A 23,969-nucleotide genomic window follows, 5' to 3' on the forward strand; every position below is an offset into this window, starting at 1 on the left:
TTCCAATGCCCCATATTTCAAGAGAGACTCAGCGAACACAGAATCAATCACAAATGAATCGTACCATCATAGACATGGGTTGCAGGTCCCGTCATAAAAAGTGGTTTGCCCTGCCCATCCCAGCGAATTTGCAGTACCCCACCCGGAAGATCAACCCGAACCTGATTATCCAACAGATCCTGCTGGATACCGACGGCTACTGCGGCACATGCACCGCTGCCACATGCCCGTGTCTCACCCGCACTGCGCTCAAAGACACGCAACCGAATATGGTTCCGATTTATTATCTGCATGAAACCAATATTGGCGCGTTCAGGAAAACGTTCATGGCTTTCCAATACGGGTCCCAATATTTCCACTTCGGCAGTGTCCACATCCTCAACCTGTATGACACAATGAGGATTTCCCATCGATACAGCGCCACAAAGTATCGTACGTTCGTTAGTACGAATAATATAGGTTTTCTCCGCCTTATTGGCGCGAAAGGGAATACGCTGCGGCTCAAAATCCGGCTCTCCCATGTTGACACAAACCTGGTCATCATTGGTGATGCTCAATATCATTTGGCCCGCTCGCGTGCTGACTTTGATATCTCGTTTATTGGTCAACCCCTTGAGACGGACAAAACGGGCAAAACAACGTGCCCCATTACCACACTGGGAAACTTCACTGCCGTCAGCATTAAAAATGCGGTAGTGAAAGTCTAAGTCAGGATCATAGGGCGCTTCCACAATCAAAAGTTGATCAAAACCCACCCCAGTATTCCGGTTAGCCAGACGGCAAATTAACTCCGGAGAAAAATAAATATTTTGGGTCACGGCATCAACAACCATAAAGTCATTACCAAGACCATGCATTTTGGAGAACTGCATATACGACTCCAAGAGAAATCACATCACCGAATCACTATCATTAAGCATTCATCGATATATTGTCTTTAAAGAAGCTGTTTTTTAACAACTTTTCTGGCTGCACCTTATCCATTTTGTGCATAGATACCTGTGTTGCAGATGTTTTTGCAGGAGGAAAATAGAGAGGCCCTTTCAAGCCACAACCAGCCAGAGAAAGTAATGTTATGATAGCCAGTGACCAACGAAGTTGTTTTTTCATTATATTAATGCCTGTGATTCATACGCCAATACTCTCTATAATCGCAGCTAGACCCTGAAAAGCAAATAGGAAATAAACATGAACGATAGCGAATTTCATCAATTGGCTGATCAATTGATACTTCATCTTGAAGAGCAACTGGATAATTACGAAGGTGATGCGGATATTGACTATGAAACAAATGGCGGTGTGATGACGCTGAGTTTTGAAAACGGCAGCAAAATCATTATTAACCGCCAGGAGCCTTTCCATCAGATATGGCTGGCAACCAAAAATGGCGGTTACCATTTCGATTATCGGGATAGCCAATGGATTTGTGACCGCAGTGGCCATGATTTTCTCTCCCTGCTGGCACAAGCCATTACTGAGCAAAGCGGTGAGCCGTTCCCATTTTCGTGACTATGTTTTATCAAAACCGCCTTTTATCAAAACCAAATAAAAACAATGAGTCGATGAAAGGTATCTAATATAAGCGCCTGATAAAACAGGCGCTTAGGATTATTGATAATATCAATAGTGATAAAGCGAACGATAAGGGTCACGTGCATGTGTCCTACAGGTTTTATCAAGGTGCCCGTCAATATGGAGCCTGGCATCATTCGCTTCTATATTATTATCCACTGGGTACACTCCCGCTATAAATGGAGTGGCATGGGTACGCTCACCTTTCTTAACGATTTGATAGAACTGAGGCAAGTTGAAATTGACAAAACTAGAACCATAAGTGAAACGATCATGTGATGATGAATAAAATCGGCTGATATCTCGCACCAACTCTTCTTTACTGCCTTCGCAATGGGAATAAATTTCCACCCGATTTGATTCATCAAGAATATAAATATTGAACCCTTGTTTGCTGTCAATATCTTCGAAAAAGAACTGGATAATTCCTTCACAGGCAAAACCGTCGATGACAGACGGTAAGTGTTTTTCTTTGGTATCAATTTTAACTGGCAGACCATGCAATTTGGTGTTGGAAATCGCACCATAGAATTCCACTGCATTTTCCAATTTTTGCACCGAAACGTTTAACCGTTCGAAGAATAATCCCCATGTTTGCCCTGAAATGCGTAACGCCTTGAAACGGTTTGGATCTTGTCGGTTGCTGGACAGGCGTAACTCTATACACTCTGAAACTAATTGCTGGATACGAGTGCAGATCAACCCACGCAAATGTTTGCTATAACAGAATACTTCAACATCAGATGGCGGCGCTGCATCTTGATGCATTTTTCCCAATATGGTTTTTAATGCTTCCAATACCGATTGTTCACCACTGAAATGCAAGGTTCTCACTTCATTCCATGAATTGCGGTAAAGCAAATCAATACTACCTACCAGACATTGTTGCAACTCGCCAAAACTGAAAACATTCAGGTTCCTTAAGTCAAAACGAACGATTTGATCAGAAAATGCAGCCGTTGGATCTTGTTCTAAATTGACAATGATCGCCAAATGGCGAATTTCACAAGGACTATATAGTGCTTTTGGTGTGGGGGCAGGTAGACGGATTGAGAAGTGAGCGGCAATGTCACCCACCAAATCACATAATTTCTGCCTGTCACACTGAGATTCCCCGTGATGAATATGGAGCCGAGTTTCTTTAGCCAGCAGGCCATTAAAATAGGTCCAGGAAACTAATTTATTCAGATAGCGATTGTATTCCAATGGTTGATAACCAATGATCGATTCAATCGTGGGGGCATGGTTGTAAAGATACCAACCACTGCGGTTTACTCGCCCCGGAGGGACATAGATGAAAGTCAAATCCTTTTCCGACAGATCCGGTGATATCTGAGGATTGACCAAAGTCACTTTACCGGGTAATGCTTCAAAAGCCGCATACAATTTACGGGTCAATACGCCAATATCTTGCGGGCTGGCACTCACACTTAAATTATTACGGCGGGCAAAGCGGATTAAGTTGCGATAACTCTGCATCATGGTATCAAGCAATTCATTATGGGCATCACGTACTTGCTCAATTTTCCATGCATGACGCTTATCCAGCATAGCCAGTTTCTCGTCATCCCAACCCCATTCGCGCACTAACTGGGACATAACCTGACGACGCCATCCTGTACAGCCTTTATCATTCTGGCTTGCCAATAGTTTCTCGCATACCTTCAGATAAAAACAACGACGCGCCAAATCAAGGCGCGCAAGGTCGTTCGTGGCAATCAGATAGCGGGTTACACGCTCCAGCATCATGCTATAGGCATCGAGACCAAACGAAACAATCGCACCATCATGAAAATATTGCTTCATTTCCATCGCCAGAAGTTTTCCATTGGGATACTCCCATGAATAAGCTTCCAACAGCAGGCTTTTCAATACAGCTTTATAAGGAGAGTCCACACTCTTGTAAAGCTGCCAGAGACTCGCCCCAAAATATTCCTCTGCGGATAATTCGCTCAAGCCGCCCAGATCTAACCATTCATTTGGTGTCAGCACGCCCTGGGCATAGAGAGAAAGAACGTACTCATCATAATGAGCTTCCTCTTCTACCGGAACCATTGCCCATAATAAGCGTTTGCCAGCCAGACAAACCGCTGTACGATAAAATTCATCAAGCAGAAGGATATGTTGGGTAGAACCGCAATCTTCACCGTTCAAACGACCACAGCTATTATGCCGAAAACGGTTTTCATCAATCAGAAAAAAAAGTAACCTCAGTACCCAGTGAAGCCGCCCACTGTTCTATCAAGGTACATTTTTGTTCCAGTAACGCTTTCTCATCACTATCCAACCAAGATTGATGGCAGACCCAAATATCTAAATCAGAAGAACAACTTTGCCCGATAGAAGAAGTACTGCCCATGGAATAAATTCCCGTAATCGGCAATTCACCATTAGACGTATGTGACAATACATCTGGCAGGGCACCAGTAAGCTGGCTATCCAGATCATTAATCCAAAACTGCTGTGCTTCATCAGGCATAAAAAAGCAGACGCCATGAGGAACGTCGCTTTTGATATAACCTGGCATCATTGAATGATGATAATGTAATAATACTGGAATTAAACTATAAACTTGCTTGAAAGCGTCACTCATTAAGCTCGTAGCGCGCTCTAATCTAAGTTGGTTAATTGCATCCAGTCGCTGCTTTAGCGTTTCAATATAGAGATACAAGAGTTTCGCCTGATATCAGTTCCAGTGCCTAAAGTAGTCCCCTGTTTCCGATAACGCATGGTATTACAAGATTATTTAAAATTATTTTTACAAACTTATTGTCGGAAACGTGATCAATTTAACACCTTGCAATCAAAGCGTAAAGTACGCAATACCATCTTTTCTCTTTACCTGCAATAGCCAAAACACAATTAACTCATTGTAAAATATTAAGTTAATCACAAAACAGACACAATAATATGCTTTTTTAGTATCACTATTATCGCTGATTATTTTTCATATCGCGGTTGTAAGATATTGTAAATACATCACTCTTTCATAAATATTTAATCGAATAATATTTTTCTTATTGTTAAATATTTTCAGCGCTTTTTATCATTAAGATAAGCCCAAATTTCAATTTGCTTTTAAATCAATCTCTTTGTTTATTTTATCCATTAGAGCAAAATATTATTTTAATATTTAAAATTATTTTTATTTCATAAACTGTATATCCATATACTATTTTGATTTCTTCTGGCTTTTTCGTTACTGGAAAAAAAATCATTGAGATGTTAAAACTGGCACTATTTTCTCACTAATTGGTGACTAACTGGTGGCTAAAAACCATTATTTCCCATCAATTACCCAATATACTTACCTAATAGATTTATCCATGACAATGAAAACCATTCGCATCGCTACCCGCCAAAGCCCATTAGCTATGTGGCAAGCGCAATATGTTCAAAAGCAACTGAAACACTTTCATCCAGAACTGCAAGTAGAACTGGTTCCAATGGTGACACGCGGTGATATTATCCTCGACACGCCATTGGCAAAGGTGGGCGGCAAGGGGCTGTTTGTGAAGGAACTGGAATTAGCGCTGCTCGAAAAGCGAGCTGATATTGCCGTTCACTCCATGAAAGATGTCCCTGTCGAATTTCCTGATGGTTTGGGATTGGTCACAATCTGCGAACGGGATGATCCACGGGATGCTTTTGTTTCAGTAAAATACGCCTCGCTTGATGACCTACCGACTGCCAGTGTTGTGGGTACGTCCAGTTTACGTCGCCAGTGCCAAATCCGTCAGCGACGTCCTGATCTTGTCGTTCGTGACTTACGCGGTAATGTCGGGACCCGTCTGAACAAGCTCGATAACGGCGATTATGATGCCATTATTCTTGCAACAGCGGGCCTGAAACGGCTGGGGCTGGAAGAACGCATTCGTATGCCATTAGAGCCTGAATTATTGCTGCCAGCCGTTGGTCAAGGGGCGATAGGTATTGAGTGTCGGCTTGATGATCATCAAACCCGTGAACTGCTGTTGCCCTTGAACCACGCAAGAACAGAAGCTTGCGTTCTCGCTGAAAGAGCGATGAATACCCGCCTTGAAGGGGGCTGTCAGGTACCGATTGGCAGTTATGCCATCTGGCAGGGAGAAAGCATTTGGTTACGCGCGCTAGTGGGTTCCCCTGATGGCACAGTGATCCTGCGCGGTGAAAGAGTGGTTTCACCCAAAGAGGCTCGTCAGGCAGGTATCGCATTGGCGGAAGAGTTATTGGAAAAGGGCGCACGCCAGATCCTGGCGCACGTATACCAGAGGAACCTACCGAAATGAGCATTTTGATCACCCGCCCTGTCCCCGCAGGAGAGGAATTGGTCAAGCGACTGCGGTCTATTGGAAAATCAGCCTTCAGCGCCCCCCTCATTGAAATTCATCCGGGGGCAGATTTGCCATTACTGCTACAAAAACTGCAATGGCTGTCTGCGGGAGATCGGGTTTTTCTATTATCAAAAAATGCGGTTCATTATGCCAATGAACAGCTTATTCAAGAAGGCCAGTCATGGCCTGAACAGTTATCCTATTATGGGATCGGCAAACCAACTTCCCTGATGTTTCATCAATTAACTGGATTAGAAATCTTCTATTCTAAGCAGGGTGAAACCAGTGAAGAGCTGCTGCAACTCCCCACTTTACAGTCAATGGACAATAAAAAGATTTTATTGCTCCGAGGCAATGGCGGCCGCGAAGTGATTGCCTCCACATTAAGGCTCCGTGGAGGTGCAGTAGATTACTGTGAATGTTATTCACGCCAGCCAGTCAAATACGATACAGCCGATTTCAGTCGTCACTGGCAGCAGTGTGGTATAAAAACCATCGTTGTTACAAGTGGCGAAATGCTGCAACTGTTATATAACTTAGTCACGGATAGCGCTGGAAAAGCATGGTTACTGAATTGCAAGCTGATTGTGGTCAGCAAACGTCTTGCTGATATCGCCCAGACTTTGGGCTGGCAAACAATACAAGTTGCCAAGAGTGCAGATAATGACGCCTTAATCCAGGCACTGGAATAAATTAATAGGGGATGTCCATTATGACGGAACAAAAAAAAGACGGAACAAAAGCCATCTACCGATACGGTTAAGAGTTATGGATGGTTAGGTAATACGCTCTCAATTGCCACTTCTTTGGCGATAGGTGTTGGTGGTCTTTATATTTATTATCATGGTCAACAGCAGAATACAGCATTAAAAGCCGAAAATCTCGCTCTTCAACAAGAGACAGCTTCTCTGACACAACAGCAGTCTGCCGATAAGCAAAACTTTAGCGCCAAACTCCAAGAGTTGGCGGATTCCTTACAACAAGCCAACTCACAACGTCAGCAACAGGCTGGTCGCATTACAGAGCTTCAAAACCGTGTTTCGGCATTTGCAAATACAGATATTGAAAACTGGCGACTGGCGCAGGCAAGCTCCCTCGTTAAGATGGCTGGCCGAAAAGTCTGGAGCGAACAGGATATGACTACTGCCATCGCCTTGCTGAAAGATGCCGACCAGAACCTGGCTGAAATGGATGATCCCAGCCTGCTCAATGCCCGTAAAGCTATCATGGCAGATATCGATTCCCTGACCAAAATCAAACAGATTGATTTAGACGGTATTATCCTGATGCTGAATCAGCTATCAAACCAAGTCGATAACTTACACCTTGCCAATAAAGTAGAACAAGCCACATCGGAGAAGGAAAACGAGCATGGGATCACTGCCTCCCTCGCTGATTGGCGCCAGAACCTGGGCCATAGCTGGCACAGCTTTATGGATAACTTCGTTACCATTACGCCACGTGATAACAGCAAAGAGCCACTGTTGGCACCTAACCAAGGTGTTTACCTGCGCGAGAACATTCGTTCCAGACTACTGATTGCTGCTCAGGCAGTTCCTCGCCATCAAGTTAAAATTTATCAGGACGCATTGAAAGATGTTCAATCTTGGGTGAATGCTTATTTTGATACCACTGACTCAGGGGCAGAGCGCTTTTTAACAAACGTTGCCTCACTGCAAAAGAGACCGTTATCCATCAATGTTCCTGAACAACTGAACAGCCAGCCGATATTGGCAGAGCTGGTTCGTAAGCGTATCTATAACTTACCAGATTCCACGCAATCCCAAACGGATTCCCAATCTGAAATTCTGCCTGAGGCACAATCACGGTCGACAACCGCCGATCAGGTAAAAACATCCGTTGAGGGGAACTGAACATGCTGAAGATATTCTTGCTGTTCGTGATCCTTATTATCGGGATCGTCGTTGGTCCCTTGATGTCTGGCCATCAAGGATATGTTTTGATCCAGACGGACAAGCTCAACATTACCACCAGTATCACTGGGCTAGTGATCATCTTCCTCCTGCTGCAATTCCTGCTGATTCTGATCAGCTGGTGTTATCGGCGTTTAAAACGTACCAGCACGTCCACTCATAGCTGGATCTTTGGTGGATATAAACGTCATCGTGCTCGCTCACAAACCAAACAGGCACTGCTGAAATTCGCCGAAGGGGACTTCAAGCAAGTTGAACGCCTGATGGCCCGCAACGCTGACCATGCAGAACTTCCTGTCGTGAATTATCTGCTGGCGGCAGAGGCAGCCCAACGACGCGGGGATTATTTCCGAACCAACCAATATATTCAACAAGCGGCAGAAGTTGCCGATAAAGACCAGCTTCCCGTTGATATTACCCGTATCCGGGTTCAATTAGCACAAGGTGAAATTCATGCCGCACGCGTTGGTGTGGACAAGCTGTTGGATCATGCCCCTCGTCACCCTGAAGTATTGCGATTGGCTGAACAGGCTTACTCTCTTTCAGGTGCTTATCAATCCCTGATTGATATTTTGCCTTCCATGCTGAAAGCTAATCTGCACAGTGAAGAAGAAATCCTTAAATTACGTCAGCAAGCCTATATCGGATTAATGAATCAGGTTATGGCAGAGAAAGGCAGTACGGGGCTGAAAATATGGTGGAAAGATCAAAGCCGCAAAATGCGCAATGACATTGTACTGCAAGTTGCCGTGGCCGAGCATTTGATTGAATGCAATGATCACAAGACCGCCCAACAAATCATTTTGGACGGATTAAAACAGCAGTACGACGAACGTTTGCTGCTATTAATTCCCCATCTTAAGGCAAGTGATTCTGACGCCATACAAAAGACCCTTGCTCACCTGTTAAAGCAACATGGTGCAACCCCGCTGCTCAATAGTACACTGGGACAAGTTGCCCTGCGCCGTGGTGAATGGGCCAATGCTGAATCGGCATTTAAAGCCGCTCTTGCTCAACGACCAGATGCTCATGATTACGCATGGCTTGCCGATGCACTGGACAGATTGCAAAAGCGTGAAGAAGCTACCCAAACCCGCAATAAAGGCTTTATGCTGACCCTGAAGCGTGATAGCGACGTCGAAGTATAAACGGGGGCACACACCTCAGTTAACGATGAAAGATATGGGATGCAATTGAGTCGTTAACCGAGGTGCATTCACCATTAAAGCTCATGGCAAACTGCCTGAAGCCTGTCTTCACTGTTCTACAGACAAAAAAAAACACCTATCAAAGAAGACAGGTGTATAAATACAATCAGGTCTACAGACGGATAGTGCCTCACTCAACGTTGTGTCCGGTTTGCGATGAAAAGACAGAATACTTACTCATCTATAACGTGGACTATAGGCACTGACAATCAGCTCTACATCATCCCGAGGTTTATGAAGTCATATGCTGTCATAAGGAGTGGAATGAGTATCTACAATCTTAAATATTGCATTTTATGTGCCAACTTTTTCAATCAGGATAAACTTTCTTTACCCAGGGTTTGGCTGGCTTTCCATAATAGATAACCGGACTTTCACCAAATATCGTTAAAAATACCGTCTCTCATTTGAGACGCTCTTTGAGCCTTTTAAATATAGACATGATAAATCATATAGTTGAACGTCTCCTATTTGAGACATTAAGTAGTGCGGTTTGTCGTTGAAATACAACATCAATAAAAAATATCTTTTAAAACATAACGTTAATTCATTAACAAAAACAATAACACTCAATTTATCGATTAAAAATCGAACAGAAATTAAGAAGAAATAAAAAGGGAAAAATTTTTTATCCGCAGGGAGAGCAGGGATAATAGGGAGAAGAAGAAAAGAACCTGGAAGTAGTCAGAAAGAAAAAACCCCGCTTTGCGGGGGTTTTTCAGAATTTGGTCGGCGAGAGAGGATTCGAACCTCCGACCCACTGGTCCCAAACCAGTTGCGCTACCAAGCTGCGCTACTCGCCGAAATATATTTTTTATCTTTCTTATGGTGCGAAGGGGGGGACTTGAACCCCCACGTCCGTAAGGACACTAACACCTGAAGCTAGCGCGTCTACCAATTCCGCCACCCTCGCGTTTCATAAAAAAGATGGGGTGGCTAACGAGACTCGAACTCGCGACAACTGGAATCACAATCCAGGGCTCTACCAACTGAGCTATAGCCACCATAACAGCTATCTTTTTACATACAACAATGCCCGACCACGATAACTCATTACCACTGCTCTTGCACGCTTTAAATGGCGCGCCCGACAGGATTCGAACCTGAGACCTCTGCCTCCGGAGGGCAGCGCTCTATCCAGCTGAGCTACGGGCGCTTAACGCCGTTGCGGTGGAGGATAGTACGGATTTAATGTCGTACTGTCCAGTGCTTTTTTAAAAGAAATGAAGCGTTTGATTACGCTTTACTCATTTAGCTGATAAAGGCAGCACTTTTCCACCGCAGTATTATCACAAATCGTTTTTTAGATTAAAAACCGACCAGAAAACTATATCGATTTTTTAGACAAATACCATTTCATCAACCCATAAATTGATGACACGATCAACAAAAATAGGCCACCCACTATCAGTGAGAAACGTGTATCAGGGTTAATTGCCATTCCCACCAAGACACAACACAGGAAAATCAATGTCAGGTAATTGACGTAAGGGAACAGAATCGATTTAAACCGGTGCTGTTTTATGGCTTCCTCATGATGCTGACGGAAACGCAATTGACTGACCAGAATCACAAACCATGGCACCATGCCAGGCAATACGCTGGCGCTATAGACGTAAACAAATACTGACTGCGGATTTGGTATCAGATAATTCAGGCAGGAACCTGCAATCAAGCAACCAATGGTAATTGCAATACATCTTACCGGCACCCCATTTTTCGACAATTTCAGCAATGAAGCAGGCAATTGACGGTTCTGCGCCAAGGCATACAGCATTCTGCCACCGCTGTACATTCCGCTGTTACACCCTGACAGCGCAGCTGTCAGCACGACAAAGTTAATCACCGCAGCCGCAGAAGCGATACCAACTTTAGAAAAAGTCATCACAAACGGGCTGCCATGCGTGCCTACTGCCGTCCACGGGAACAAGGTTACAACGATAAAAATAGCACCAACATAAAAAATCAGGATACGCCACAAAATATTGTTGATCGCTTTTTTAAGGGTAACTTGTGGGTTTTTCGCTTCACCAGCAGTGATGCCAACCAGCTCTACCCCCTGATAGGAAGCGACCACAATACAAAGGGCAAATAAAAAGCCTTTCCATCCACCGGAGAAGAAACCACCATGTGCAGTCAGGTTATCCAAACCAATGGGTTGCCAGTCATTGCCCAAACCGAAGAAAATCAAACCAATGCCAATCAGGATCATCACAATAATCGTTGTGACTTTGATCATGGCAAACCAAAATTCCAGTTCACCATATAGCCTTACTGCCGCCAGGTTGGCTAAGGCAACCAATCCAACCGCTACCAGTGCTGAAACCCATTGCGGCAACTCTGGAAACCAGAATTCAGCGTAGACGCCCACGGCCGTGATTTCTGAGATCCCGACAGAAACCCACATGAACCAATAACCCCATGCGGTCAGGCATCCCCAATAAGGGCTTAGGTACTTATGCCCAAAAGCAGCAAATGAACCCGTTACAGGTTCAAGGAACAACATTTCTCCCATGGAACGCATAATGAAAAAGACAAAAAAACCAGCAATAATGTAAGCCAGCAAAACAGAAGGGCCGGCCCATTTCAAGGTACTGGCTGAACCCATGAACAGCCCTACACCGATTGTGCCACCTAGCGCAATCAGCTCAATATGACGTGCCTCAAGTCCCCTTTGCAGGCTCTGTTTTGAATCACTCATAAAACTCCCTATCCACTTTTATGATGTCTATACTTGCAAACAGAAAAATACAGGAATTGATAATCAATCGTTGTAAAAAAGGCTGGGATCAAAACACGTTTTGCCAATCAGTGAAATAAAAAATTATAAAATTGAGTCGATATCTGTTTTATTTGACATCGTAATGGAAGAGAACGACTTCCAGCCTGACTGATTTCCCTCATATAACAAGGTGACTATTTGACACTTTTGCCAAGTGAGGCTTAAAAACACGGGAGTTAAAACATGGAATGTGAACACAAATGATTAAACAACAAGCTATTAGCAAATCCAAAAAACAAAAACCTGCTGCAATCGCATATGCCCGACGCAACAGGTAGAAAAAGGACATGATCGGGGCTAAAGCTTACCACCATAATAATAACCAAGGAATCTCAATAGCTTTAGCTGCCTACGGATACGGCTTGGCTGAGAAAGTAAGCGATACAACCACTCCAAACCCAGATTTTGCCAGACTTTTGGGGCACGTTTAACGTGACCAGTAAAGGCATCATAGGTTCCGCCAACCCCCATATACAGTGCATCTGGATATACCTTGCGGCAGTCACGCATAAAGATTTCCTGTTTGGGTGATCCCATTGCTACGGTAATAATCGCAGCACCACTGGCATGAATCCGCTCAAATACCTCATCACGCATTTCGGCCGTAAAATACCCATCCTGGCTGCCCACGATATTGACCTTCCACTGGGTACGCAGTTTGTGCTCAGTCTGTGCCAGGATATCGGGTTTTCCACCAACCAGAAAGACCGGAGTACCTTCACATCCGGCCCGTTCCATCAAGGCTTCCCATAAATCAGCGCCCGCAATACGCGATACCTCCGCCTCAGGGTATTTACGGCGAATGGCACGTACGATGCTAATGCCATCTGCGTATAAATATTCGGTCTCATCCAACAATATATTCAGCGCATTATCTTTCTCGGCCGTGAGCAGTTTTTCTGCGTTAATCGCCACCAATGTCCCTGTTTTTACCTGTCCATCCAGGAAAAGATGATCGAGGAAATGCGACATACCGCGAAAGCCCCAAATATTGAGACCGCGAATGCGGTATTTGGGAGTGTTATTCAACGCCATTTTTTTTCCTTACATCCAAAATAACAGATGTTTTTCGCAAAGTAGCCAGATTACTGACCACAAACTTTCGAATCAGCCCGGCACTTTCAAACAGCCAATACAGCAATTTCGCCGCAACCAGACATAGGCCAAAGACAATACAAAAGAACACCACCCGAGAAACAAAAGAATCTACTCCTTCACGGGCAAGCACAATCATGTTAAAGATGGCGCCAAAGCAGAAAGCCTGCAAAATGGCTGCTTTATAGCGATTGCTTTCCCGTTTTCCTGCTTCATAAATCCAGTCAAACCATTTGATAATAAAACCGACTGCAATCGCCCCCAGAGGGATAAAGAATACCCCCCCCATCACCACAAGAGAGCCTATCAGTGTGGGGGAGATCGCAAGACCAGAGTGGTTATCTAATACATCCCACGTGAAATAGTTAGCTGTGTTCCAGACCAGATTAGGCCTGTCCGGCCATACCCAACCAGGAATAAAAACATAAAAATCACGGATAATCGGTGCCAGCCCTTGAAACTCAATTTTGCTGTAATTATCCAGCAACAGGGCCAAATTTTCCCACGGCGAAAAAGTATCCCGCGTGAGATACAGAAAAGTATAAAATGCCTCCGCCCCGCTTACATCCAGGCTGTAGCGTTTCAACGCCAGCCAGAACATGCCGACAATTCCCATTGCGCCCGCAGTAAACAGCACCCACAGCGTGATCCAGCCACGGACAATCCCGATAAACAGGAACAATGCAAACGCGATAATGATGTTAGCCCGCGTTCCGCCAACGATCACATACGTCAGGATGCCAAATCCCACCGTTCCGACCAAAAAGCATAACCATCGTACTTTGGTCGGTTTCAGAAAAAAGACCACCAGCATGGCAGGAATAAAGAAATAAAAGAAGCGCTTGAGCGCCACGCCGGAAACCTGGCTGGAAAATATCTGGCTATAGGACTGTAACTTAAACAGCAAAAAGCCGTTCTGCATAAAGAAGGAACCTACCGTAACGATAGCAATACCGGCAAGCAGTAACCACGTCAGATTCGTTTCCACCCGATTCATCGTAAACAGGGGCTTACGCGGCACAGTCACCGTTAAGTTTTCAGGTCTGATATTATCGTCGGGCCGTATTTTGTAAGTGAGGCGTGTTTTATAAGCCACATAGTAAATGGCATAAAAACAGCCAGACGCCAACATCGCATGTAACAACGAATCTACCGGCACGACTTCCACATCAAACTGAAATACCAACAGGCTCGTCAATGGAAAGCCAAAATAGAATGTCAACAAATACAACAATGAGAAAAAGACATTAAAGTTAAAACGGATACGCCGAAACTCCTGATACGTTAAAGTCAGGATAAAGGCCACCGAAATCACGTAAACAACAAAAAGCCCGCCGAATTGTGTCAAGGTCATTGCTACTCTCCAGATGCTGCCGACAGGGCGGTTTTCCACCCCTCAATGAAATGGGGATCAAAAAAAGCAATCGCCTTTTTATCGAGGGACAGCATCTGGCGCTGTGCTTCCTGCACCCAGTGTTTATTGAGTTCATCACCGTCAAACAGCACAGGGATCTGCTGTTCCGTTAAATCATGCCAGAATGGATTCTGACGACTCAGAACAAACGGAATACCAAATTGAATCAACAGACAGAGTGTTCCGATACCCTGCTGACGATTGAAAATGAAATAACCCAAATCGCATTGGCGCAACAATGATAAGTATTCATCAAAGGCTATTTGCTCTTTCAAAATGCGGATGTTTTGCGCCGGAAACAACGATAACGCCGTTTGCTCCACACTCTGGATATAGGCCTGATTATTATCAGGATAGCCCATTGGAATGATTACCTTTGCCTCATTACCGAACTGGCGGTGGATCGTCTGCAAGGCTTCAGTATGACGATTGGATTGATCTCCTGAATTGCCCAATAAGATGGTAATCCCTTGCGGTGAAAATGTTTTCTCCGTTACCGTCAGCATAGGGTTCATCCGGGTCGGGAAATAGAGTAATGATGATGGCACATCAGGTTCGGCCTGACTTGAACGCGGATCATTCTGAAAAAAGTGCCGCAGATCACCACGCGTGGCAAAAATATGCCCTAACCGCTTCTGTGCCAGGCGACGGATCAGATAGAACAAACGAAATTTCAGTTGGCGGGACTCTTCATAGAGATCTGCGCCCCAAACATGCCAAAAGAATTGATGTCGCTTAATTTTGCCCATTAATAAAGCTAACCACAAAGCAGCATTAAACTGGCCGTGGAAAAAGAAACGAACGGTTCTGTCGGCCTTCGCTTTCTCTATCACCGCCTGTGACAAGGCAGATTTACTGTTATAAAGTGAAATAGCTAGGTCAGGGTAATTTGATAACCATGCGTGGTCTTTGGACACCACCATAAAACACGGTTTGGCGGGAAAATGTATTTCCTGTGCCAGGACGTCATTAAAGAAACGCAGTAACGTTTGATTGTGATGTGGGATATCCGATCCCAAAACGTGAATTAGGGTTGTCATGCTCGCCTGCGATAAATAATAAATACGCTACAACAAAGAATGAAATAAACAATGTAAGTTACCATATATGACTGGGCAGCCCCCAACGCCCCATTTGCTGGTATCAGCCAATGAGAAAAACCCGTCAGTAAAAGGAACTGGCTCACTTCAGTCAATAGATAAAAACGCAGTGCCGCCTTCGCTATCACCAGATAACCAAAAACATAAGCACCAACTTTCAACACGTCGCCCACTAACTGCCACGCAAACAGATCCCGCATGGCGATGAATTTGTCTGAAAATAACAGCCAAATCACGAAATCACGCAACAACCAGACAGAGAAACTGGCAGCTGCCACCGCAGGCAAGACAAATTTCAGCGCCTTCATAATCTCGCCAGTGATTTCTTGTTTACTCTCCAGACGAGAAAGGGTCGGCAATAGATAAACCGTGAAGGAGGCGGTGATAAATTGTAAATAGGCATCTGAAATACTGCTCACTCCCTGCCAAATCCCGACCTCTTCCCAGCTATAACGCGTTGCCAGTAAATTTCGCATCATGACATATGCAACGGGCAATGTAATGGAAGTCAGCAATGCCATAAGGGTAAATTTGCCCAAATGGCTGGCAATCGCCCGATCCCACATAGGTTTCAAGGCAGAAAACGTAATCACCTTGCGATGCAGTATCATCAGACCGGCAGGTAAAACTACCAATGCAGGCACCAATGCCAGGCCAGCCAATGCCCCTTCATAGCCCCCCAGCCAATAGCAAAGGCTATAAGCCAGCATGCCTGTCAGACTGCCCAAAATAATGGCTAACGCATTTCCCTTAGCATCCCTGAACCCTTTCAGGATTGCCAGAAAATAGTTGGCGTAAGCAATGCCCATTTGAATAAATGCGAGCGCCTGCACAACAGTTTTGTAATGGGTGTGACCAAACAGGCCAATACTGATAATTTCACTGAACCAGAGGAAAATCACTGCCAGTAAGGTCGAAAAACCCAAAATTATCAAGGATGATGTGCCCAATACGGCCCTGAGCCTTTCCGGTTGCTGGTGATGTTCCGCCACGTATTTGGTGACACCATTAAAAATCCCTGCCCCAGAGAGCACACCTAATACAGTAATGAGTTGGCGAAAATTACCTGCCTGCCCAACACCGGTTGGACCAAAAGATACCGCCAGAAGTTTAATGACCAGCAACCCCACACCGATCTTGATCAGTGTGGAGCCTGCTGTCCAAACAGAAGCTTTAGCAAGTGACATATCAGGCGAAAAATTCCTTGATACGATCGATAACGATTTGCTGTTCTGTATCAGAGATATTGTAGAACATCGGTAAGCGAACTAAGCGGTCACTTTCGCGGGTGGTGAAGCTATCTTCGCCGTGGAAACGGCCACATTTCTCACCCGCCGGGCTGGTATGCAATGCCACGTAGTGGAATACGCTCAGGATACCATTCTCTTTCATATAACTATTGAATGCGCTACGTGCGCCTATCTCTTTGAGCTTGATATAGAACATGTGGGCATTGTGTTCCAAGCCTTCCGGGACAATTGGCAAAGCTAAGTGTCCCGCGTCTGCTAATGGTTTCAGGGCTTGATAGTAGTTCTCCCACAAAGTCAGGCGGCGTTGGTTTATTTTTTCAGCAAGTTCCAGTTGTGCCCACAGGTAAGCCGCTTGCAGATCAGACAACAGATAGCTGGAACCGATATCACGCCATGTGTATTTATCGACTTGTCCACGGAAGAATTGACTACGGTTGGTACCTTTCTCCCGAATGATTTCGGCACGGGCAATCATAGAACTCTCATTGATTAATATTGCCCCGCCTTCACCACCGGCCGAGTAATTTTTGGTTTCATGAAAGCTGAAACAGCCAATATGTCCAATTGTGCCCAATGCACGGCCTTTATAGGTGGACATGACGCCTTGTGCAGCATCTTCCACCACATACAGGTTATATTTTTTTCGCCAGTGCCATGATGGTATCCATTTCACAGGCCACGCCCGCATAATGCACCGGTACGATGGCACGGGTTTTCTCTGTAATAGCGGCGGCAATCTTGTTCTCATCAATGTTCATGGTATCAGGACGAATATCCACGAATACAATGGTTGCCCCACGCAGTACAAAGGCATTGGAGGTCGAAACAAAGGTATAGCTCGGCATAATGACTTCATCGCCCGGCTGGATATCCAACAACATTGCCGCCATTTCCAGTGAAGCTGTACAAGAGGGTGTCAGCAATACCTTCGGGCAATTAAAACGCTGTTCCATCCATTCTTCGCAACGTTTGGTAAATTCACCATCACCGCACAATTTACCGCTAGCCATCGCCTGTTGCATGTATTCAAGTTCAGTGCCGACTATCGGTGGTTTATTAAATGGAATCATTTCGTCCTCTGTATAACCAATATGCGGTGCTTTCAATGATGGCACCACGACGTGTATAAAGACGCAACGCAGCGATATTGCTTATTTGTGTCGCTACTCTCAGCCGTTGTATCTGATGGCTCTGGCACCACTGTTGCGCCGCCGACATTAATTTTTTGCCAATCCCTTGATGATGATTATCTGGTACAGCTGCCAATAAACCAATGCGTGCTTCGCTGTTACCTATGTCCCTTAACGTGACAAAACCCGCTATTTGACCGTGTTCATCATGGACAAGCAGGCATTCATGATCAAATGTGCCTAAAACGGCTTTTTTCAACCCAAGCGGCGTAAAATCGCCCACTGTCATCCTGTTGATACCAGGGTGCCCGGAAACGACTAGCGGTAAATACACGCGCTGCAACAGCTTTCAATACGGGGATATTTTCTTGTTTTGCCCGAATGGCTTCTTTTCCCGTATGCATGCCAGGAATATCTCCCGCCTCAATCGATAACCGTAAATCGACCTCACCTTCAACCAGTGAAAATCCGAAAGCAGAAAGCTCATCGATAATGTCCGTTTGCTGGGCCGCCACTTTAGCTTGTACCAATGCATATTGGTCCAAATCAGTAGCAGTCAATACTGCTGCTTCCAACGAAAAATTCAGGCGAGCAGTAGATAAACCAAAAAACTGGTTCTCCCAAGCCAAAGGGTCAAGGTTGGCGTGAATAGACATTGAGCAAATCCATCAGATAGTTGCCGTAACCTGTTTTCGCTAAATCCGTGGCCGCCACTTTTAATTGCTCCTCACTGAGCCAACCATTACGCCATGCGATCTCTTCCAGACAGGCAATTTTGAAGCCTTGCCGTTTTTCAACGGTCTGAACAAAAGTACTGGCTTCAATCAGGCTGTCATGCGTCCCCGTATCCAACCAGGCAAAACCACGCCCCAATAATTCAACATTCAATTCACCGCATTCCAGATACATCTGGTTAATGCTGGTGATTTCCAGTTCTCCGCGCGCAGAAGGTTTTACTTGTCTGGCGAAATCCACGACTTTGTTGTCGTAAAAATAGAGACCCGTCACCGCCCAATTGGATTTAGGCTGTACCGGTTTTTCTTCTATGGAAAGTACCCGATACTGCTCGTCAAATTCCACTACACCAAATCGTTCGGGGTCCATCACCTGATAACCGAAGACTGTCGCGCCTGTTTTTCGGCCCGAAACATGTTGTAGTTTCGGGCTAAATGCCTGACCAAAAAAGATATTGTCACCCAATACCAGACAGCAAGTATCATTGCCGATAAATTCTTCACCAATCAGAAATGCCTGCGCCAAACCATCAGGTGAAGGCTGTTCGGCATAGCTAAGTTGGATACCAAATTGTTCACCACTGCCTAGTAATCGTTTAAAAGCGGGTAAATCTTCCGGTGTCGAGATGATCAGGATATCGCGTATGCCCGACAGCATTAATACTGACAGCGGATAGTAAATCATCGGCTTGTCATAGATCGGTAATAACTGCTTTGATACACCGCGGGTTATTGGATACAAACGGGTGCCAGAACCCCCAGCCAGTATAATTCCTTTCATCTGCTCCCCCTGACGGGCTTATTCATTTCCTAACCCAAGCCGTTCCCCTGTATAAGAGCCATTCTGCACTCTTTCCCACCAATTTTCGTTTTCCAGATACCATTGCACGGTCTTGCGAATACCGGATTCAAATGTTTCCTCGGGGGTCCACCCCAGTTCGCGTTCAATTTTTGCTGCATCAATCGCATAACGCATATCATGCCCCGGGCGATCCGTTACATAGGTAATAAGATCGCGATAATGCGCTACCCCAGCAGGTTTTTCGGGGCGCAGCGCCTCCAGCAATTCACAAATCGTTTCCACAACTTCGATATTTCGGCGCTCATTATGTCCACCGATATTGTAGGTTTTGCCAGGCTCCGCCTGGGTGACCACCAAATATAACGCCCGCGCATGATCTTCCACATAGAGCCAGTCACGGATTTGCTCTCCCTTGCCATAGACCGGCAAGGGCTTGCCTGCCAATCCATTCAGGATCATCAATGGGATCAGTTTCTCAGGGAAATGATAAGGACCATAGTTATTCGAACAATTGGTGATCACGGTCGGTAAGCCATAGGTACGACGCCATGCCCTGACCAGATGATCACTGGACGCTTTTGATGCAGAATAAGGGCTGCTTGGTGCGTAAGGTGTGGTTTCAGTAAAGAAACCATCTTCACCGTGCAGATCACCATAGACTTCGTCTGTTGAAATATGGTGGAAGCGGAATTGGCGCTGTTTTTCCTGATCCAACTGTTGCCAAAATGCACGAGCCGCTTCCAACAAAGTATAAGTGCCGATGATATTGGTTTCGATAAAAGCCGCCGGCCCGTCAATGGAGCGGTCAACATGGCTTTCGGCGGCCAAATGCATGACAGCATCCGGTTGATATTGCTGGAATACGCGATCTAAGGCATCACGCTGGCGGATATCAATCTGCTCAAACGCATAGCGGGGGTGGTTGGCAACCGGAGCCAGTGATTCAAGGTTACCGGCATAAGTCAGGCTATCAACGACAACGACGCTATCTTCCGTCTGATTAATAATGTGGCGAACAACCGCAGAACCGATAAAACCTGCACCACCTGTAATAAGAATACGTTTCAACGCCAAACTCCTTTTGTATCAATAACCCATTTTTGTTTTATGGCAGAACCATGAATAGCTTTAAACTGGCGATGATCCACCAGCATCAAAACAACATCCGCTTCTTCTAATGCCTGATTGACACCCATCAATTTCACCCTATCTTTCAGTGAATCAGGCAGTTCATACACATTGGGTTCAACCACAATGGTCTGCCCTGCATGCCACTGTGCAACCATTTTGGTAATATAAACAGCCGGGCTTTCCCGCAAATCATCAATGTTTGGTTTGAAGGCCAAGCCAAAACAGGCAATTTTAATCTCACTTGCCCGTTTATCACTCTCAGCCAAACAGTCAGCGACTGCGGCTTTCACTTGATCCACGACCCACAGCGGCTTGTCATCATTCACCAAACGTGCGGTATGAATTAAACGGGATTGCTCAGGGTTCTGGGATACAATGAACCACGGGTCGACGGCAATGCAGTGCCCTCCTACACCAGGGCCAGGTTGCAAAATATTTACTCGTGGATGGCGGTTTGCCAGGCTAATCAGTTCCCACACATTGATTCCCTGTTCGGCACAGATCAAGGAAAGTTCGTTGGCAAAAGCGATATTAACATCACGGAAGCTATTTTCTGTCAGCTTGCACATTTCCGCTGTTCTGGCATTGGTGATAACACATTCACCTTCAAGGAAGATATTGTACAGCTCACTCGCCCTGCGGGAAGATTTGGCTGTCATGCCCCCTACTACCCGATCATTTTTAATCAATTCCATCATCACTTGCCCGGGCAAAACACGCTCGGGGCAATAGGCGATATCAATATCTGAGTTTTCACCCGCTTGTTGAGGGAATGAGAGGTCAGGACGTACCGCAGATAACCATTCTGCCATCTGCTCAGTCGCACCAACGGGAGAAGTGGATTCCAAAATAACCAAATCCCCTTTTTTCAAGACAGGTGCTATTGATTCCGCCGCAGAACGCACGTAGGCCATATCGGGTTCATGCTCCCCTTTGAAGGGCGTCGGAACAGCAATCAAGAAAGCATCCGCAGTTTGTGGGATCGTCACGGCTTTCAAAAAGCCCTCTTCTACCGCAATTTTTACTACCTTATCTAAATCAGGTTCAACGATATGGATCGCACCACGGTTAATCGTTTCTACCGCATGTTGATTAACATCCACGCCAATAACCCTCTTTTGACGGGAGGCAAACGCCGCTGCGGTGGGCAAACCGATATAGCCCAGACCGATAACAGAAATTGTTTCAAAACTCATAATGTCACCTGATTTTTTCTCAATGCTTCAAGAATTCGCTGGCAAGCCCGGCCATCTCCATAAGGGTTATGGGCATGGCTCATTTGTTGGTAGGTGTTAACATCCATCAATAAACGTGTAACTTCCGCAACGATAGTTTGTGTTTCTGTTCCCACCAGCCGCACTGTCCCCGCATCAATCGCTTCAGGTCGTTCAGTGGTATCGCGCATAACTAAAACCGGTTTTCCCAGAGAAGGCGCTTCTTCCTGAATGCCTCCTGAATCGGTCAAGATTAAATAAGCATGATTCATCAAATAGACGAAGGGCAGATAATCCTGTGGTTTGATAAGGATAACGTTATCAATGTCATGCAAAATGCGCTTAACCGGTTCACTGACATTCGGGTTCAAATGAACCGGATAAACTATCTGGACATCAGGATGCGCCTTGGCAATCTGTGCCAATGCTTCACAAATACGCTCAAACCCTTTACCAAAATTTTCACGGCGATGACCTGTCACCAGGATCATTTTTTTATTGAGATTAAGGAAAGGATAAAGTTCAGCAAACTGCCCGTATATAGCTTCATCATTCATGATGCGATCACGCACTGATAGCAGGGCATCAATCACCGTATTGCCGGTAACAAAAATACGGTTTTCCGCAATGGATTCTTTTAAGAGGTTATTCCGGGAGTTTTCCGTCGGTGCAAAATGGTACATAGCCAAGTGTCCGGCAATCTTACGGTTGGCTTCTTCCGGCCATGGAGAATAAAGATCCCCTGTTCTTAAGCCGGCTTCAACATGGCCTACCGGAATATGCTGATAGAAAGCAGCCAGACTCGTTGCCATGGTTGTTGTTGTGTCACCATGCACCAATACCACATCTGGTTTGAATTCTTCTAATACAGGCTTTATACCTTGCAGGATACGACATGTGATATCCGTCAGATCCTGCCCTTTTTGCATGATATTCAGATCAAAATCTGGCGTTATCCCAAACAGATGCAATACCTGATCCAGCATTTCCCTATGTTGAGCTGTGACACACACTTTTGCTTCAAAGGCAGTATCCATAGCCAACGCATGTACCAACGGGGCCATTTTAATGGCCTCCGGCCGAGTACCAAACACAGTCAACACTTTCACAGTGACTCTCTTATTTTGTCAATCATTGCAGATACTTCCAAGAGTGGAACTCAAAAGCCCGTCGTTTATTTTTACATACGGTTACTGATAGGAACTATCGGAGCGAGGACGTCTTACTAAAGCGACACCTGCACCAACCAACATGCCTACGGCTCCCCATAAAATCATCATGAAAGCACGGCGAGGACTGTCTCGGTTAACGGGTTCCTGCGGTGTTCTGAGATAGCGGTAAGTCAGAAAAGAATCCTGCAAAGTCGGACCGACATTCAATGTAGCCAGCATCGCGATATTTTGATCATAATCAATGCTGTAGTCAGGGCCTGTAGCTTCCAACGTTTCAATTTGGGCTTGCAGTAATGGTGTACCCAGCATAAACATTTTGGATTCAGGCAGTTCTTCGATAGGAATATTTGTCTGATTACGGTGAATACCTTGCTTCTCAGCCACTTTCAGTGACTGCTGCAAGACATTCAATTCACGATTATATATTGCCTTTCCCACCATCTCCTGACGTTTCACCAACGCTTTCATTGACTGAGTTCGCGTCGCCCACGCCCCTTTAATTTCATTGTTCAGATGAGTACTTGCCCGTTGGTTGGCGAACGCAATATATTGACGCAGAAGTTGATTGGCTTCAACGGCGGTTTCTGCTGTCAATTTGATACTGTCATTTGATGATGTTTTATCATCACTGCGCGTGATTTTAATATCGTTGATCAATTCATCCAACAATACAGCATCCGCTTTGACATGCCCTTCCTTGCGTTGCTTGTAATACTCAGAATGAAGCCAAAATTCACGACGGGTATCATACGCAGAAACCTGTGTCATGAATTCTTTGTATGCACCGTCTGGAATGGTTGGTAATTGCGCTTCTGGCGAAGCATTGATATGGGTATCCAAATTGCGCAGGAATTGTTGTTGCGAATAGTAGCTACCCAAATTATTCGTTGTCGGTAAGTCCACAATAGCGGTTGCGCTCCATTTTTGCTGCATCAGATAAGATGCACCCAGAGCGGCGGCAGCGAAAATGATTGCCAGTGCGATAATCCATATCTTTCCATGCCACAAAGCATAACACAGTGCCCGAATATCCAGTTCATGCTCTATAGCAGGTTGATCCTGTTTAGATTTCGTTTCTGAGTTTATCACTGCACAAAACCTCTTTGATTGTCGATGTC

Annotated in this window: 16 protein-coding genes, 4 tRNA genes and 4 pseudogenes; 5 read left to right on the plus strand and 19 right to left on the minus strand. The window is 45.3% G+C overall.

From position 1 onward, the window contains the following. Positions 1-47: 47 nt before the first annotated feature. Positions 48-872, minus strand: coding sequence for a diaminopimelate epimerase (gene dapF / locus PXH59_RS13755; protein WP_285808814.1), 825 nt, complete (start codon positions 870-872; stop codon positions 48-50). A 40-nt stretch (positions 873-912) separates the two neighbouring features. Then, the gene (lptM, locus tag PXH59_RS13760) at positions 913-1,110 is read right to left on the minus strand and encodes an LPS translocon maturation chaperone LptM (protein WP_047766307.1); all 198 of its coding nucleotides are present in this window, start codon (positions 1,108-1,110) and stop codon (positions 913-915) included. A gap of 78 nt (positions 1,111-1,188) precedes the next feature. Between lptM and cyaY the strand changes: the two genes are divergently transcribed. Beyond that, on the plus strand, positions 1,189-1,509 hold the full coding sequence (cyaY, locus tag PXH59_RS13765; RefSeq protein ID WP_047766308.1) for an iron donor protein CyaY: 321 nt from the start codon (positions 1,189-1,191) through the stop codon (positions 1,507-1,509). A 111-nt stretch (positions 1,510-1,620) separates the two neighbouring features. Here the strand turns inward: cyaY and PXH59_RS13770 are convergent. Continuing rightward, a pseudogene (locus PXH59_RS13770) lies at positions 1,621-4,243 on the minus strand (class I adenylate cyclase). Between the two features lie 655 nt (positions 4,244-4,898). On the opposite strand from PXH59_RS13770, the gene hemC reads away from it, so the two are divergent. The 4 genes and pseudogenes from hemC to hemY all read left to right on the plus strand — a co-directional run bounded on the left by hemC (position 4,899) and on the right by hemY (position 8,967). Beyond that, positions 4,899-5,840: a hydroxymethylbilane synthase gene (gene hemC / locus PXH59_RS13775; RefSeq protein WP_285811791.1), complete on the plus strand. Its 942-nt coding sequence runs from the start codon at positions 4,899-4,901 to the stop codon at positions 5,838-5,840. Further along, on the plus strand, positions 5,837-6,577 hold the full coding sequence (gene hemD, locus PXH59_RS13780) for a uroporphyrinogen-III synthase (RefSeq protein ID WP_285808816.1): 741 nt from the start codon (positions 5,837-5,839) through the stop codon (positions 6,575-6,577). The genes hemC and hemD overlap by 4 nt, the downstream gene beginning before the upstream one ends. 48 nt (positions 6,578-6,625) lie before the next feature. Beyond that, positions 6,626-7,759 (plus strand): annotated as a pseudogene (gene hemX, locus PXH59_RS13785) (uroporphyrinogen-III C-methyltransferase); the annotation flags it as partial. Positions 7,760-7,761: 2 nt separating this feature from the next. Next, on the plus strand, positions 7,762-8,967 hold the full coding sequence (hemY, locus tag PXH59_RS13790) for a protoheme IX biogenesis protein HemY (RefSeq protein ID WP_285808818.1): 1,206 nt from the start codon (positions 7,762-7,764) through the stop codon (positions 8,965-8,967). Positions 8,968-9,753: 786 nt separating this feature from the next. Here the strand turns inward: hemY and PXH59_RS13795 are convergent. The 16 genes and pseudogenes from PXH59_RS13795 to wzzE form a co-directional block, all read right to left on the minus strand. Beyond that, positions 9,754-9,830, minus strand: a tRNA-Pro gene (locus tag PXH59_RS13795). Between the two features lie 23 nt (positions 9,831-9,853). After that, positions 9,854-9,940 (minus strand) — tRNA-Leu (locus PXH59_RS13800). Between the two features lie 15 nt (positions 9,941-9,955). Beyond that, a tRNA-His gene (locus PXH59_RS13805) sits at positions 9,956-10,031 on the minus strand. 75 nt (positions 10,032-10,106) lie between these two features. Continuing rightward, a tRNA-Arg gene (locus tag PXH59_RS13810) sits at positions 10,107-10,183 on the minus strand. Positions 10,184-10,354: 171 nt separating this feature from the next. After that, the gene (gene thrP, locus PXH59_RS13815) at positions 10,355-11,728 is read right to left on the minus strand and encodes a bifunctional threonine/serine APC transporter ThrP (RefSeq protein WP_047766315.1); all 1,374 of its coding nucleotides are present in this window, start codon (positions 11,726-11,728) and stop codon (positions 10,355-10,357) included. A 378-nt stretch (positions 11,729-12,106) separates the two neighbouring features. Continuing rightward, a complete protein-coding gene (gene wecG / locus PXH59_RS13820; protein WP_285808819.1) occupies positions 12,107-12,844 on the minus strand; it encodes a lipopolysaccharide N-acetylmannosaminouronosyltransferase in 738 nt (245 codons plus the stop codon). After that, the gene (wzyE, locus tag PXH59_RS13825) at positions 12,831-14,258 is read right to left on the minus strand and encodes an ECA oligosaccharide polymerase (protein WP_285808821.1); all 1,428 of its coding nucleotides are present in this window, start codon (positions 14,256-14,258) and stop codon (positions 12,831-12,833) included. The genes wecG and wzyE overlap by 14 nt, the downstream gene beginning before the upstream one ends. 2 nt (positions 14,259-14,260) lie before the next feature. Beyond that, complete coding sequence (locus PXH59_RS13830) at positions 14,261-15,358, minus strand: TDP-N-acetylfucosamine:lipid II N-acetylfucosaminyltransferase (RefSeq protein ID WP_285808822.1); 1,098 nt, start codon at positions 15,356-15,358, stop codon at positions 14,261-14,263. Next, positions 15,355-16,605, minus strand: a complete 1,251-nt coding sequence (wzxE, locus tag PXH59_RS13835; RefSeq protein WP_285808823.1) for a lipid III flippase WzxE — start codon at positions 16,603-16,605, stop codon at positions 15,355-15,357. The genes PXH59_RS13830 and wzxE overlap by 4 nt, the downstream gene beginning before the upstream one ends. Position 16,606: 1 nt before the next feature. Beyond that, a pseudogene (gene rffA / locus PXH59_RS13840) lies at positions 16,607-17,738 on the minus strand (dTDP-4-amino-4,6-dideoxygalactose transaminase). Further along, positions 17,725-18,454, minus strand: a pseudogene (gene rffC, locus PXH59_RS13845) (dTDP-4-amino-4,6-dideoxy-D-galactose acyltransferase). Before rffC ends, rffA begins: the two co-directional pseudogenes overlap by 14 nt. Beyond that, positions 18,432-19,313, minus strand: coding sequence for a glucose-1-phosphate thymidylyltransferase RfbA (gene rfbA / locus PXH59_RS13850; protein ID WP_047766322.1), 882 nt, complete (start codon positions 19,311-19,313; stop codon positions 18,432-18,434). Before rfbA ends, rffC begins: the two are co-directional and overlap by 23 nt. 18 nt (positions 19,314-19,331) lie before the next feature. Next, positions 19,332-20,402, minus strand: a complete 1,071-nt coding sequence (rffG, locus tag PXH59_RS13855) for a dTDP-glucose 4,6-dehydratase (protein ID WP_047766323.1) — start codon at positions 20,400-20,402, stop codon at positions 19,332-19,334. Then, positions 20,399-21,661 carry a UDP-N-acetyl-D-mannosamine dehydrogenase gene (gene wecC / locus PXH59_RS13860; protein WP_047766324.1) on the minus strand — a complete coding sequence of 421 codons (1,263 nt, stop codon included), beginning with the start codon at positions 21,659-21,661 and terminating at the stop codon, positions 20,399-20,401. The genes rffG and wecC overlap by 4 nt, the downstream gene beginning before the upstream one ends. Next, a complete protein-coding gene (gene wecB / locus PXH59_RS13865) occupies positions 21,658-22,788 on the minus strand; it encodes a non-hydrolyzing UDP-N-acetylglucosamine 2-epimerase (RefSeq protein WP_047766325.1) in 1,131 nt (376 codons plus the stop codon). Before wecB ends, wecC begins: the two co-directional genes overlap by 4 nt. Before the next feature lie 81 nt (positions 22,789-22,869). Next, the gene (gene wzzE / locus PXH59_RS13870) at positions 22,870-23,940 is read right to left on the minus strand and encodes an ECA polysaccharide chain length modulation protein (RefSeq protein WP_285808826.1); all 1,071 of its coding nucleotides are present in this window, start codon (positions 23,938-23,940) and stop codon (positions 22,870-22,872) included. Between the last annotated feature and the right edge of the window lie 29 nt (positions 23,941-23,969).

The sequence above is a fragment of the Xenorhabdus bakwenae genome (assembly GCF_030272115.1).
Lineage (GTDB): Bacteria > Pseudomonadota > Gammaproteobacteria > Enterobacterales > Enterobacteriaceae > Xenorhabdus > Xenorhabdus bakwenae.

Bases quoted from the DNA above. Each gene is read 5' to 3' on its own strand.
- cyaY (WP_047766308.1), top strand. From the start codon at position 1,189: ATGAACGATAGCGAATTTCATCAATTGGCTGATCAATTGATACTTCAT.
- thrP (WP_047766315.1), bottom strand. From the start codon at position 11,728: ATGAGTGATTCAAAACAGAGCCTGCAAAGGGGACTTGAGGCACGTCAT.
- lptM (WP_047766307.1), bottom strand. From the start codon at position 1,110: ATGAAAAAACAACTTCGTTGGTCACTGGCTATCATAACATTACTTTCT.
- wecC (WP_047766324.1), bottom strand. From the start codon at position 21,661: ATGAGTTTTGAAACAATTTCTGTTATCGGTCTGGGCTATATCGGTTTG.
- wzxE (WP_285808823.1), bottom strand. From the start codon at position 16,605: ATGTCACTTGCTAAAGCTTCTGTTTGGACAGCAGGCTCCACACTGATC.
- hemD (WP_285808816.1), top strand. From the start codon at position 5,837: ATGAGCATTTTGATCACCCGCCCTGTCCCCGCAGGAGAGGAATTGGTC.
- PXH59_RS13830 (WP_285808822.1), bottom strand. From the start codon at position 15,358: ATGACAACCCTAATTCACGTTTTGGGATCGGATATCCCACATCACAAT.
- rfbA (WP_047766322.1), bottom strand. From the start codon at position 19,313: ATGAAAGGAATTATACTGGCTGGGGGTTCTGGCACCCGTTTGTATCCA.
- hemC (WP_285811791.1), top strand. From the start codon at position 4,899: ATGACAATGAAAACCATTCGCATCGCTACCCGCCAAAGCCCATTAGCT.
- wzyE (WP_285808821.1), bottom strand. From the start codon at position 14,258: ATGACCTTGACACAATTCGGCGGGCTTTTTGTTGTTTACGTGATTTCG.
- wecG (WP_285808819.1), bottom strand. From the start codon at position 12,844: ATGGCGTTGAATAACACTCCCAAATACCGCATTCGCGGTCTCAATATT.
- hemY (WP_285808818.1), top strand. From the start codon at position 7,762: ATGCTGAAGATATTCTTGCTGTTCGTGATCCTTATTATCGGGATCGTC.
- dapF (WP_285808814.1), bottom strand. From the start codon at position 872: ATGCAGTTCTCCAAAATGCATGGTCTTGGTAATGACTTTATGGTTGTT.